At 61.4% G+C, this 13,093-nt stretch carries 12 protein-coding genes; 3 read left to right on the forward strand and 9 right to left on the reverse strand.

Annotated features, from left to right (window positions below; genetic code table 11):
* Positions 1-8 precede the first annotated feature (8 nt).
* The 5 genes from E8K79_RS17620 to E8K79_RS17640 all read right to left on the reverse strand — a co-directional run bounded on the left by E8K79_RS17620 (position 9) and on the right by E8K79_RS17640 (position 4,796).
* On the reverse strand, positions 9-1,952 hold the full coding sequence (locus E8K79_RS17620) for an ABC-F family ATP-binding cassette domain-containing protein (protein ID WP_136516022.1): 1,944 nt from the start codon (positions 1,950-1,952) through the stop codon (positions 9-11).
* Positions 1,953-2,167: 215 nt separating this feature from the next.
* On the reverse strand, positions 2,168-2,503 hold the full coding sequence (locus tag E8K79_RS17625; RefSeq protein ID WP_135868331.1) for a YajD family HNH nuclease: 336 nt from the start codon (positions 2,501-2,503) through the stop codon (positions 2,168-2,170).
* Positions 2,504-2,657: 154 nt separating this feature from the next.
* Positions 2,658-3,233 (reverse strand): HDIG domain-containing metalloprotein, encoded by a 576-nt coding sequence (locus E8K79_RS17630; RefSeq protein ID WP_136515858.1) that lies wholly within the window; start codon positions 3,231-3,233, stop codon positions 2,658-2,660.
* Between the two features lie 68 nt (positions 3,234-3,301).
* Positions 3,302-3,802 (reverse strand): MaoC family dehydratase, encoded by a 501-nt coding sequence (locus E8K79_RS17635; RefSeq protein ID WP_135868329.1) that lies wholly within the window; start codon positions 3,800-3,802, stop codon positions 3,302-3,304.
* Between the two features lie 52 nt (positions 3,803-3,854).
* Entirely contained in the window at positions 3,855-4,796 is a 942-nt protein-coding gene (locus E8K79_RS17640; protein ID WP_136515859.1) for a DMT family transporter, read from the reverse strand.
* Positions 4,797-5,082: 286 nt separating this feature from the next.
* Here E8K79_RS17640 and E8K79_RS17645 point away from each other — a divergent pair, with 286 nt between their 5' ends.
* The 3 genes from E8K79_RS17645 to E8K79_RS17655 all read left to right on the forward strand — a co-directional run bounded on the left by E8K79_RS17645 (position 5,083) and on the right by E8K79_RS17655 (position 8,681).
* On the forward strand, positions 5,083-7,413 hold the full coding sequence (locus E8K79_RS17645; protein WP_136515860.1) for a tetratricopeptide repeat protein: 2,331 nt from the start codon (positions 5,083-5,085) through the stop codon (positions 7,411-7,413).
* A gap of 1 nt (position 7,414) precedes the next feature.
* The gene (locus tag E8K79_RS17650; protein ID WP_136515861.1) at positions 7,415-7,984 is read left to right on the forward strand and encodes a LysM peptidoglycan-binding domain-containing protein; all 570 of its coding nucleotides are present in this window, start codon (positions 7,415-7,417) and stop codon (positions 7,982-7,984) included.
* A gap of 229 nt (positions 7,985-8,213) precedes the next feature.
* A complete protein-coding gene (locus tag E8K79_RS17655; RefSeq protein ID WP_136515862.1) occupies positions 8,214-8,681 on the forward strand; it encodes a rubrerythrin in 468 nt (155 codons plus the stop codon).
* A 23-nt stretch (positions 8,682-8,704) separates the two neighbouring features.
* Here the strand turns inward: E8K79_RS17655 and E8K79_RS17660 are convergent, their stop codons facing one another.
* The 4 genes from E8K79_RS17660 to E8K79_RS17675 all read right to left on the reverse strand — a co-directional run bounded on the left by E8K79_RS17660 (position 8,705) and on the right by E8K79_RS17675 (position 13,089).
* Entirely contained in the window at positions 8,705-10,237 is a 1,533-nt protein-coding gene (locus E8K79_RS17660; protein WP_136515863.1) for a LysM peptidoglycan-binding domain-containing protein, read from the reverse strand.
* 80 nt (positions 10,238-10,317) lie between these two features.
* Positions 10,318-11,556, reverse strand: coding sequence for a hypothetical protein (locus E8K79_RS17665; protein ID WP_162604705.1), 1,239 nt, complete (start codon positions 11,554-11,556; stop codon positions 10,318-10,320).
* A gap of 267 nt (positions 11,557-11,823) precedes the next feature.
* Entirely contained in the window at positions 11,824-12,597 is a 774-nt protein-coding gene (locus tag E8K79_RS17670; RefSeq protein ID WP_136515865.1) for an amidohydrolase family protein, read from the reverse strand.
* A gap of 36 nt (positions 12,598-12,633) precedes the next feature.
* A complete protein-coding gene (locus tag E8K79_RS17675; RefSeq protein WP_135868321.1) occupies positions 12,634-13,089 on the reverse strand; it encodes a DUF2721 domain-containing protein in 456 nt (151 codons plus the stop codon).
* Between the last annotated feature and the right edge of the window lie 4 nt (positions 13,090-13,093).

Consider the following 13,093-nt stretch of genomic DNA (forward strand, 5'->3'; position numbering starts at 1 on the left):
ACCGCCGTTTAGATTGCCTCCCACGCCTCGTACAGGGCGGCGATTTCGGATGAAAGCGAGGCGTGCCGCTCCCCGGCGATACGGGCGGCCTCGTGGTCGTTGAAGAAATCGGGCTGCGCCATCTCCTCCTCGAGTTTTGCGAGCTCACCTTCCTTCACGCCGATCTTGTCCTCGATTTCCGAGAGTTTCCGCTCCCGTGCCCGCTCCTCCTTCTGGCGCTGCTTGTCCAGTTCGCGCTGCTGCTGGCGCGACAGGCGCGGATCGGAGGACTCCTCGACGGCCGCGGTATTTTCCTCCCCCTTGACCGGGGTGAGGCGCCCGAGGCCGTCCTGGCCAGGAGCCGCAACGGCGGTGCCGGCGGTCTTTTCCAGGTAGTACTCGTAGTCGCCGTAGAAGTTCTCGAGTTTGCCGCCACCGACCTCGACGACGCGGGTTGCGAGACCGTCGATGAAGTGGCGGTCGTGGGAGACGAAGACGACGGTGCCGCCGAAGTGTTTGAGGGCCTCCAGGAGTACGTCCTTGCTGAAGAGGTCCAGGTGGTTCGTCGGTTCGTCCATGAGGAGCAGGTTGGCGGGGCGCAAAAGAAGCTTTGCGAGGGCGAGGCGGTTTCTTTCGCCGCCGGAGAGCACCCCTACTTTCTTATGGATGTCGTCGCCGGAGAAGAGGAAGGCCCCGAGGATGTCGCGCAGCTGCGGCACCATGTCGTAGGGGGACTCGGCGAGGATCTCGTCGTAGACGCTGCGCGTGGCGTCCAGCTCCTGGGCCTGGTCCTGGGCGAAGTAGTCCTTGATGACGTTGTGGCCGTCCTTCACCGCCCCGGAGGTGACGTCGGCGTTTGCGAGCACCCGCATCAGGGTCGATTTACCGGCGCCGTTGTGGCCGACCAGCGCGACCCGCTCTCCGCTCTCCACGGTCAGATCAACGTTTTCAAGCACGACGTTGCTGCCGTATGCCTTGGTGACGCCGGTCAGTTCGATGACGGTCTTGCCGCTCTTTGGAGGGGTCGGGAAGCGGAAATGGATCTTCCTGCGCTCGGGGGGGAGGACGATGCGCTCGATCTTCTCGAGCTGCTTGATGCGCGACTGCACCATGGCGGCCTTGTCCGCCTTGTAGCGGAAGCGGGAGATGAAGTCTTCCATCTTTTCCACCTCCTCGTCCTGGCGCTTCTTGGCCTCCCGGAGGGCGGAGACCCGCTCCTCGCGCTGCACGAGATAATTACTGTAGTTGCAGTGGTAATCGGTGATGGCGTGGTTCCAGACCTCGGCGATCCTCGAACAGACCTGGTCCAGGAAGAAGCGGTCGTGCGAGACCAGCATCACGGAGTAGGGGTAGTTTTGCAGGTAACCCTCGAGCCAGTTACGCGCCTCGATGTCGAGGTGGTTGGTCGGCTCGTCCAAAAGGAGGACGTTCGGCTTCTTGAGGAGGAGCTTCGCGAGCGCGATGCGCATCTGCCAGCCGCCGGAGAACTCGCCGCACTCCTTTTCCCAGTCGGCGGGGGAGAAGCCGAGACCGGTGAGGACGTTCCCCACCTCGCTCTCCATGGCGTAGCCGCCCTTCAGGCGGAACTCCTCCTGGAGGTGGCCGAAGCGGTCCAGGAGCTGGTCGTGTCCCGGCGCGTCGTGCGGCTCGTGCTCAAGGCGCGCGGTCAGTTGTGCGATCTCACGCTCGATCTCCTGCAGTTCGGAGAGCGCCGTCATCACTTCAGCGAAGAGCGGCTGGCCTTTCGCGACGATGCCGTCCTGCGGGAGGTAGCCTACCGTGCCGCCGCGGGTGATCTGGATGTCGCCGCTAGTACTTTCCACCTCGCCCGCGATGATGCGCATGAGGGTCGACTTGCCGGCGCCGTTCTCACCGACGAGGCCGACGCGCTCGCCTTTTTTCAGATGCCAGCTGATGTCTACGAAAAGCGGTTTTCCCGCGAAATCCTTGGAGAGTTTCTTCAGGTGCAGCATCGAGGTTTCCTTCCTGGGGGGACTATTGAGGCCGGGGAGCCCGGAACAACGGGACATTGTAGGTAAAGCGGCGGGAGTTTGTCAAAAGCAAAAGGCAAACTAACAGGGATAAAGGGGATAAAGCGAATAAAGGCTTTTAAACCAAATAAAGGTTCTTGTTTTTGCCTTTGCAGTTATCCCTTTTATCCCCTTCATCCCTGTTAAACGCCTTGTTTTTATTTCTTGTCCTTCTCCGCGAGGTAGTCGGCGAGGATGGTACGGCTGTGCTCGTCGTCGTGGCAGTAGACGCAGAGGTTTTCCCAGTTGCTACCGTCGGGTGGGTTGTAGTTGTGGTTGCCGTCCTTGTGGTGCACGGTGAGCAGGTGCAGGTTGGAGAGCTCGAATTCGCGGCCGCACTTGGCGCAGATCCAGCCGTGCAGCTTCAGCGATTTCTCCCGGTAGTTTTCCGGGCGCTGCTGCTCACCTCTCAGCTTGCGCACCAGTTCGTCGATCTCCTCGGCGCTCTTCGGAGGGACGTTCTTCGGACCACGCGGGCGAAACGATGGGGACATGGATTGGCCTCCTTTGCCTGTTGGTGCACCACTCCTTCCCCCTGAGGGGAGAGGTCGGGAGGGGGGAAGTCTAAACTGGACGCTGTGCGCCCCCTCCCTGTCCCTCCCCCACCGGGAGAGGGGACTTTAGGGCTGCGGTCCATGCTGCTTATGCTTATAGGTTCCCCTTGAGCCCGATCGCCTCGGCCGCGGGCTTCATCCCCTCGATGGTGTCCGCGATCAGTTCGTTCAGCTCGACTCCCATCATGGCGGCGCCCTTCTCGATGACGGAACGGTCCGCACCGGCGGCAAACGCCTTGTCCTTCCACTTCTTGGTGACGCTCTTAACCGGCAGGTCGAGGATGCTCTTCGAGGGACGCACGAGCGCGCTCGCAGAGACGAGCCCGGTCAGTTCGTCGATGGTGAACAGGGTCTTTTCCAGCTTCGTGACCGGTTCCACATCGCTGCAGATCCCCCAGCCGTGCGATACCACGGCGCGGATGTAATCATCGGGCCAGCCTGCGCTACGCAGGATCTCGGGCGCCTTGTGGCAGTGCTCTTCGGGGTGGCGCTCGTAGTCGATGTCGTGGGCAAGCCCTATGATGCCCCACATCTCCTCGTCTTCGCCGTACTTGCGCGCCATGTGGCGCATCACCGCTTCCACAGCGAGGGAGTGTCTTCTCATCTGGTCGCTCGGCAGGTATTCCTCGATCAGTTTCCAGGTCGCTTCCCTGGTCGGTGCGCTACTCATAAAAAGTGCCTCCCTCTTGTTTTTGTCAGGCAGGGATCGTAGCCAAAAACGCTAACGATGTCAATTGGCTAACCCTTCGGCTCCAGACGGGCGATCTTCGGCTCGTGCCCCTTTTTGTACACCATCAGGGTCCTTTTGAAGTTGATGACGATGTCGCCGTTTTGGGTGAAGCCGGTGGTCTTCACCGTCACGATGCCGAGGTTCGGGCGTGACTTCGATTCGCGTTTCGCGAGCACCTCGGACTGCGAGTAGAGGGTGTCCCCCTCGAAGAGCGGGTTCGGGAGGGTGACCTCGTCCCACCCCAGGTTCGCAAAGACGTTCTGCGAGATGTCGGTGACGCTCTGCCCGGTGACGATGGCGAGGGTGAGGGTCGAGTCGACCAGTGGCTTTCCGAACTCGGTCTGGGCGGAGTAGTGCGCGTCGAAGTGGACCGGCGCTGTGTTCTGGGTGAGGAGGGTGAACCAGATGTTGTCGGTCTTCGTGATGGTGCGTCCCAGCGGGTGGGGGTAGACGTCGCCTACCTCGAAATCCTCGAAGAACCTGCCGCGCCAGCCTTCCTTGATTGCCATGTCGACCTCCAGTTTTTTGGGTGGGGGCGGCGCTGGGCCGCACATTAATATCTCACTCTGCGAGGGTCTGCGACCTCACGTAGAGTACGAGGCCTAGCAGCGAGAGCACGATGCCGACACCTCCCGCCGCACCGGGCCAGGCGCCCCCAAGGAACGCGATCTCTCCTAGCACGGAGAAGACCACCTCCATGGACTGGGTGGCGTCCACGGCCGAGAGCTCGAACGGCGTCCTCGCCAGGTGGCGCGCCTTGTAAAAGAGCGTGGTGGCAAGCACTCCCGAGAAGACCGCCACCATCGCGGTGTTGACGAGCTGTCCCGCCGACGGGGCGGGAGGGTGCACGAAGAGGATCAGCACGGCCCAAAGCGGAAGCGAGCCTAACACCATGATGAGTACGCGTGCCGCGCTGTCGTCGAGCACCGCGGTGCTTGCCTTGGGAAGCCTGACGGTCTTGCCGTGACGCGCCTCCCAGATCAACTGGTTGCCGAGGGGGTACGCGAAAGCCGCAATAAGAACGGGGAGTATGCCCAGCACGGTTTCCCGCACTGAGGCCGCCGCGGCTTGTTCCAGGGTGACCAGGACGATACCGATGAAGATAAGGACGGTGTAGAAGACGCCGCGCATCGGCACGCGTTTTCCGAAGAGAAGGAGCACGAGCGGCGTGGCGAGGATGGTCGACTGCCATGTGGTCGCCACGACCCAGCCGGGTGCGAAGGAAGCACTGAAGGTGAGCAGAGCGTAGAAGACGCCGAAGCCGGTGCTTCCCGCCACGGTCCAGAAACACCAGTTACTGCGAAAGGCCTTGAAGACTTCCTTAAGGAGGTGCGACTTGCCGGTGAGGGCGAGCCACAGCCCCAGCATGAAGAACATGTAGAAGTAGCGCAGGCTCGCAGTCCAGATCCAGTGCCCCCCCTGCAGACTCATGGCGCGGTTGAGGACGAAGGTGCTGCTGAAGAAAAGGGCGGAGCATGTGCCGAGGAGAATCAGACGTGTCATTGCTACCTTCTGGGTGATGGATGTGCCTGTCGCGACGGCTAAATCTCTGTAACTGAAAAGTCATTTGAGGTAAAGCGAAAACGATGCTTTCCTCACCGGGAACATCACATTGAGGCACTCGTTTGACCGCGGGCTTATGAGGGGGCAAGACATGACGGAAAGGCGCGCAAACACAGGGCTCGCGACTCATCCATATAACCCCATTCTGCGTTGACAATAGTTGTCTATAGTGATACTTTCCGACAGGTTCAACGCCTTATACCTTAAGCCCGGAAAGGTTCATCACGTGCATCTTTATAAGATTTTCCGTGCCTCATTCTTGAAAATCCTGACAGTCTTGCTCTTTGTTGCGCTTCTAGTTCCCGCGCCTGCTTTCTCTCTCGATTCCGAAGATTCGCAGATCTTTATTTCCGGGTTCAATTCCTACCAGAAAAAAGATTACCCTGCCGCGGTTGAGAGCATGTCCACCCTCCTCAAAAAGTACCCGGACACCCCTTTGAAAGACATGGCCGTTTTCTGGCTGGCGCGGGCCAACTACAAAGTCGGCAACAACCAGGAGGCGGGCAAATACATGGCGCAGTTCCTCCGGGACTACCCGGAGAGCCCGCTCAAGGCGACGGTAGAGGACGAACTCATCCAGCTCGCCGAGCGCTACGAGAAGGGTGAGGCCATTCCCGCCACGCCGAAGACTGCAGCACAACCGGCTCCCGGCGTGGCAGCCGCAGAAAAGGCTGCTACCGAGCGCGCAGCCGCAGAAAGGGCCGCCGCAGTCAAGGCTTCTGCCGAAAAGGCCGCCGCTGAGAAAGCTGCCGCCGACAAGGCTGCCATCGACAAGGCTGCCATCGATGCCGCTGCAGAAAGGGCCGCTGCCGCGCAGAAAGCCACTGCCGAGAAGGCCGCAGTTGAGAAGGCTGCCGCTGAGAAAGCTGCCGCTGAGAAAGCTGCTGCCTCCCGAGAAGTGAAAGACAAAAAGATCAGCGTCGCCAAGCACGGCAAGGAGAAGGGAAAATCCTCCGCGCTGCGTAAAAAGGCGATCGCCGGTTACAAGGACGTGATCGACCGCTACCCCGGCACTCCCGCCGCCGCCAACGCCACGGCTAAGCTCCTGCAGATGGGGATCGAATACCCGACCGTGAAGAAGGGTGGGGCGCCCGCGCCGCAGGGCGAAGTGACCCAGGTCTTCAACATTGAGGTGGCCCAGTACGCCGACCTCGACGTCAGGCTCGGGGCCGCCGGCGAGACCCAGGAGGCGGGGAAACGTTTCGTGATCCCGATGGACATCGTCAACTCCGGCAACGGCAGCGACAGCTTCCTGCTTGAATCGGGCTTCCCGCCTGAGTACGACTTCCATTTCGCCGCGGCCGATACCCCGGATGTCGCCATCAAGAGCACCCTGACCCTCGAGGTGGGGGAGAAGTTCAGGGGCTTGGCCGTCGGGACCATTCCGCGCGGCAACATAGACGGCCAGAAGAGCAGCTATCCCGTTAAGGTGGTCTCCGCTTTCGCCAGGGAGGCTTCCCAGACCAAAGAGATCGCGCTGCGCACCTCGGCGCCGCTTTTGAGGGCGGTGGTGAAGAGCGACAAGACGAAGCTTCTCCCCGGCGAGAAGGTCTCCTACCGCGTTTCCCTGCTCAACATCGGCAGCGCGGCGGCCCGGGACGTCACCCTCAGGGTCAGCTATCCGCCCCAGTACGAGCCTTCCGGTACGCCTGCCGGCTTCAAGAAGGAGAACGGCGCCCTCGTGCTCGACGGTATGCGGCTTAAGTCCGGCGAGAGCCAGGACCACAACCTCACCTTCCGCTTGAAGGACGAAGCGCTCGCCGACCAAGAACTCATCGTCAGGGCCGACATCGTCAACGGCGCGCTGGGCAAGAAAGAGTCCTTCGTCTCCGCCACGAGCTTCGTGCAGCGGGTGAGCGGCGTCACGGCGCGCACCGGCGCGGGTAAAATCGTCGCGATCCCCGGCCAGACCGTTTCCGTGCCGCTTGTCGTCACCAACACCGGCAACGTGCGGGAGGTGTTCGCCATCAAGGCCAGCGTACCGGCGAACGCGACATACACCTTCTACGACGACGTGAACCGCGACGGCAAACGCCAGAGCAGCGAGCCGATCATCAACCACGTCGGTCCTCTCTCCCCGAAGGAAGAGGCGTACGTGATCATGGAAATGGAAACGCCCGCGAGCGCCCTCGACGGTGCCGTTGCCGCCGCATCGGTGCGCTTCGAGCCCGAGGCTGCGGACCGCGCCGCTGCGGTCAATCTCCAGCTCACCTACTCCCGCCCCATCGTGGAACTCACCTTGGCGGCAAGGGGTGGCAAGCTGAAGCCCGGCGAAGTCTCCTCGCTTGACCTGAACTGCGTGAACCGCGGATCAAGTCTGGCAAAACAGGTGATCCTGCAGAGCGCCCTGCCTGCCCAGCTCGAACTGGTGGCAGCCGAGCCCGCCTTCAGCAGGTACGACAACGGCGTCTACCTCTGGCGCCTCGACGAACTCGGCGCTGGCGAGAGACGCAGCATCAAGGTAACCTATCGCGTGAAGCCGGGCGTGGCCGTCGGCACCAGCGTGCAGATGAAGAACTCGCTCAATTACCAGGATCTCCTCGGCAACAGGTACTGAGATGGCAAAACAGACCCTCGTCACCATCGGCAGCCTCATCCTGCTCGGCGCCGGCGTCACCGTAGGCCATGCCGACGAGATGCTTATGTACACCCCGAAGCCGGAGACCTCGGGCGTGGCGCCTGCCTCGCCAAGGGACGGGGTCCTCGTGCGCACCGTAACGGTGAAGCGGGGGGACACGCTCGCCAAACTGTCGAGGAAACACATCGGGGTAGCCGACTACTTCCCGCAGATGCTGGTCTTCAACAGCATAAGAAACCCTGACCTGATCCATCCAGGCGACAAGCTCCTGGTTCCGGTACGTCCCGGAAAGAGCGTCAAGAGCAGAGCCTCCCGGCGTCCGGCTTCCGCCATCGCGAAGAAGCAGGCGTCTGCGCCTGCATCCGAGGGACAGGTTAAGTCCGGCGAGCGCGAGCTCTTCCAGCGCGCCGAGCGCGCCTACCTGGCGCACGACTACCGCGATGCGCTGAACGGCTTCACCAAGTTTTTACGCACCTTCCCCCGTTCCTCGTTCGCCGCGGACGCCTCCCTCTACCGCGCGGACTGCTACCTGCACTTGTCCGGGGAGTAACCAGCCGCCTTTTCCACCCGCCACAGCCAAAGAAACAGTCGCAGGATCGCACCAGTTTTAGGGGCGAAGCCTGCCGTTACAGTTGCGGCTTTGGACGGATAAGGGTAAATTGTGGTGTAAGGATATGTAGTTATTTGGTTTTTTGAATTAGAGAAGTTTTTAAAAGGTAGGCAGCGGGACGGGCACCGGCGGAGCCAGTCCCCAGAGAAGCCTGCTGATGGAGGGGAAAATGGCGTACAAAATGGATATCGCGGTGGCCCAGGTCTTGACCGTCTGTGAGAAAACGGAGTTCGCGTGCGCCGATATCTACCACTATTTTGCGAACCTGTTCAAGGAGGAGCGCGAGATCTTCTACATCTGGCTTAAGAGCGCCCTCGAGCGGGAAAACCGCGCTAGGCTTTTCGCCCTTGTCGGGAAACTAAGGCTGGACGATGTGGTCGAGGCGGCGCGGCTCGATCTGGCACAGGCCGAGGAAATCCTTAAGAAGGTGCGCGAGTTGGAGAAGAAGGTAAAAGAAGAGCCACCCACGGTGCGGGAGGCTCTCGAATTGGCGATGGAACTCGAACAGATGCTCGACGCCATCTCGATGGAGAGGGTGGTCCAGTTTACCGAGTCCTACCAGAAGTGGTTCCTGGCCATCATGAACCGGGACCAGATGGAACTGCTTCAGAACGCCTACCAGCAGTTCGGCAAATAGACTTTCAAAGACTTCCTGAGCGGTTACCGGACCTCCTGCCGGTAGCCGTTCAGTTTGGCCAGTTCCTGCACCAGCGGATCGACCTTGCGATCCGTGATGAAAATCCTTCCCCCACGCGGGTCGTTGATCATGACGCCCGGCATCCTCACCCCGTACCCCTGCTCCCATACCGACCACAGGTCCTGTTCGCCGTAGCGGCCGGAGATGTCAAGCCGGTTCAAAAGCTTGTCCGACAGGCTTTCTAGGTCGTCCTGGTCTTGCACCTGGATCACCCGGTATCCCTTCGCCTCCAGGAGGTTAGTCAGCGAGTCACCCATCGGGTCCCCCTGGAAACGCGCCAGCACGTAGCGGTTGCCGTTCTTCTCGAAGTAGCGGTACGCCGGGATCTCTAGGCGGACGCCGTTGTTGTCGCCGGCGTAGAGGTCGATGTTCTTGTCGGCCTGGTACCTGATTCCGAGGGCGCCAAGCAGCGCATCGGCTATGGTTCTCGGGTCCTTCTCCGGGATCTGGTACAGCACGTTGTCGTCGGGCCTCCCCGTGATGATCGGGGCGCTGGAGGGCGTCTCCACCAGCTTGAAGCCGTTGGCCGCGAGGAGGCGGACCAGCGCCTGCGGCGTTGCGGGGCGTTTCCCCGGGATCTTTAAAAGCGTGATGTCCTGGTGCAGCAGGCTGTCCTGGTTCTTCTCGATCTTGAAGTCAGCCTGCACCGTCACCTTGCACTCGGAGCCGAAGTCGACTAGGAAGTCCTCCTCGAAAGAGTAGAAGCGCGCCGCTCCCAGAAGGGCGCGGTAGAAGGCGCGCGGGTTGTCGGCACGCTCGGAGACGATGGAGAGATGCGGGTTCTTCTCCTGCAGCAGGTTTTTGACGAGCGGCGGGAGTGTTCCGTCGGCGTCGACGAGGATGGCACCGTCGTCCTGGGTCGCCAGTAATGGGTACTTCTCAGGATCAAGCGAGAGGGAGAAGGCGCCGGAGAGGTAGTCGAGCTGTGCCTTCACGGAAGGTGCATTGGGAATCAACTGCGGCCAGACGTGGGAGGCTTGCTGGACCGCGTCTGTACCGACCAGTGAAGCACGCGACGGTGCCTGTTGCCCTGACGGGGCCTGCAGGACCATCATCGTGTTCGCGCCGCCGCGCGGTGCTTTCGCCGCTGCGACCTTTGCGGCGCGGTGCGACCTGACCTTGGCCGTACCGTGTGCGGGGGGATCAATGGGGATTACGAGGGTAGAGCCGACCTTCAGCCTCTTGATATCGGAAAGGTGGTTGGCGCTTTTCACCCTGCGTGCGACCGCCACGGCGCGCTCGCCGGTGAGCCCGTACTCCCGGGCCAGCACCTTGTAGATGAAGTCGCCGCGCTTGACCTTGTAGGTCTGCGTCCCCGTTGCCTTCTGCGGCGCGGGCTGCTTGGCCTTGGGGGCCGGGGCGGGCATGGGGTATTTCCGTGCCAGGGTGGCAGGTTCCAACTCGAACTTCTTTTCGATGCTGTAAGAGGTCAGCGGGAAGGCGGCTAGTAACATAAGGGCTAGGCCCAGGTGCTTCGTTTCGAGTTGAACCGGCATGCAAACTCCCTGAAAAAGAATGGCTGCTGCGCTACACGAAGGCTGACTGCTGCTGCGGGAGCGTCACCCTGGATTGGCGTCTATTTTGGCCGCGGGGCGGCGAGCTGAAGCACCACACCCAGGATGCGGCTTTGCGGACTGCGGTAGATGGCGACCTCGGCACCGTCAGGGGCACGCCTTGTTTCGACCTTGACGCCATCAGCCTCTTTGACCTTCCCTTTTGCGGGCATCTCGGCACCCACCGCTTCCCGGAACCAGGCCGGCACCTGGCGTTCGCCGATCCCTGCGTCACCCATGGGAAGGGCCTGGATCGCGATGATCCGTCCCCCTTCGCGGAAGACCCGGAACTCAACCTTATCATTCTCGTAGCGCTCCCAACCCGGATGGGCCGCGGCATAGGCTGCGTCGGCGGGGACCCTCGGGATGAACAGGGGCAACGCCTGCTGCTCACCGGAGGCTGTCGGTGTTTGTTGCGGTTGAGCGGCAGTCTTGCCGGGCGGAGCGGCCGGAACCGCTTCAGGTTTCTGCGTCGACTGCGGTTCGGGCTGGTGTGCAAAAAGACGCCAGAAGAGCAGGCCTGCGAAGAGCAGGGCGATGCCGACGTAAAGCGGGCGTGACAGGCGTTTGGTTTCCGGCCCCTCGGCAACCGCTGGTTCGTCCTCTTCCTCCGGCACGCCGCACAGCTCCGGGGGCTTGCGGTAGATCTGGTTCGGGCTCGGGTACAAGGACTTCGGCTGGGTGCCATGTCCCTTTTCCTTGCGCTGGGGGGCGGCAACCTGTGCTGCGGCCTGCACCGCGGGTTCGGCCGGCTCTTCCGTGGGCTCCTGTTGCTGGGGCTGGGCGGCGACGAAGAAGACGATCTCGTCGGAACCCGTGATCTCCGGGGCCTTTTCTGCCGGCGGCTCCTGCAATGCTTCTGCGTCGAAAATCAGCGGCTCGGGAGGTTCGGACGGCCACTGTGGTGCCGGGTGCGGCTCTACTATGCTGTCAAAGCTGGGGATTTCAAAGTCCGGGAGATCGTCGAGGATCAATGCGGACGGCGCTGCAGTGGTCTGGGCAATATCCTCGGAAAGGAGCTGCAGCACGTCGGACGTCAATTGCGCGGTAGGTAAGGTGAGGTTGAGTGACGCGGCGAAGCCTGGCGGCGGGAAGCCGGGGGGCGCGTCGTCATCCCCCAGCAGGATGAGCTGCAGGGCCGCGTTGTCCACGAGCATCCTGGCCTGTGTGGCTATCTCGTCGCACGGAATACCATCCAGGCTGGACTGGATGAACACGAAACGCGGATTCTCTTTGTGAAGTCTCTTCACTGCGCTAGCCAAGTCAGTCTCGAAAGTAAGACTTCTTGGCGACTGAATGCGCAAGCTCTCCACAAGATCGAGTGCTCGTTCGTCACTGGCTATGAAAAAGATCTCTGCCATCTTACCTGCTTTCGTAAGAATAGTCTCAGGGACTATTGTAAGTAAAAATCCTGAGAAAAGCCTATATCTGTTCGCAGAAGTGACCTATGTTTTTAATATAAAATGGAATAAAGTCAAATTATTTTAAAATAATTAATCTTGATTTCTTTCATTGAGTAAACTCTTTGACTATACAGCCATTGGGCGATAGAAGTTGAGCGCGTTTTGACAGAGAACCTTCTGGGATAATTTGGTGGGGAGCGTGTCGACGACAAGCCGCAGGTCGTCGTCGCGGTAGGGGCGCGGGGCGCGCGTGGAAGGGAGGTCGGTGCCGAACATGAGGGCTTCGGGGTTGGCGCTGCAGAAGTCGCGCAGGGCGGCCGGCACGTCGAAATCGACGCGTCCGAAGCCGGTTGCTTTTACCCGCACCCCGCGCTCGGCGAGCGCAAGGAGAATCGGCAGACCCTCGCGGGAAAGTCCAAGGTGGTCAATGCTGACTGCGGGGAGCCGGAGGAGGGTGCTCTTGAGTGGGGGGAGCTCGCGGGAGTCGACGTAGAGCTCCACGTGCCACCCTGCCAGTTCGTGAACCCGCCGGGCCATCGCTTCCAGGTGCGCCACATTTTCGGAGCCGCCCCGCTTTATGTTGAAGCGTACGGCGCGCACCCCGAGCCGGTTGAGGCGCAAGACCTCCTCGTCGCTGACCGAGGCGGGGAGCTGCGTCACTCCCACAAAGCGCGGCCCCAGGGTGGCGAGCGCGTCCTCCAGGTAGGACTGGTCCAGGGCCTGGAACGACCCGGAGACGATGGCGCCACCGGCCAGGTTCATGCCGGAGCACCGCTCGAGGTAATCGCGGCAGGTGAAATCGTCAGGGAGAAAGCCCTGGTTTTCAACGAGTGGGAAACGGCGGTCGATGATGTGGAAGTGGCTGTCGAAGACGGGGAGGGCAAGGTCGCGGAGATCCATAAAGTGCCTCCTGCGGGCCCCTTTCGGGGCGCCGGATCATTTGACTACCGTGTGCGGGCCGATCTGCAGGCTTTCCTTGGCGATGAAGATCTCGCGCAGGAAGTTGATGAGTCCCGCCACCATGAGCAGCATGGCGACGATGAAGAGCACCGCGACCGGGACCGAGACGTCGTAGCGCAGGTAATCGCCGATGAAGAGCAGCGCGATCACAGTGCAGACGAGGACCGCGGTGGCCGTACACAGGAAGATGGCGTGACCGATTAAGTCGGCGCGGCGTTTGAGGGTGGCGAGCGCGGCGTGCAGTTTCGGCAGCCCGTCGGGGGAGACTGTCTCGAGCCTCCCCTCGTGGTAGCGGGCGCGGTCGATGATGCGTCCGAGCCGGTTGATCATGACGCTCAGCATAGTCCCGATGGCGGTCAAAAGGAAGACGGGGGCGACCGAGAGCTGTATGACGTGGGCCATGGTACCTATGGTTTGGGAATCTCGCAGCATGCAG

Origin of the sequence: Geomonas edaphica (assembly GCF_004917075.1) — a bacterium.
Lineage (GTDB): Bacteria > Desulfobacterota > Desulfuromonadia > Geobacterales > Geobacteraceae > Geomonas > Geomonas edaphica.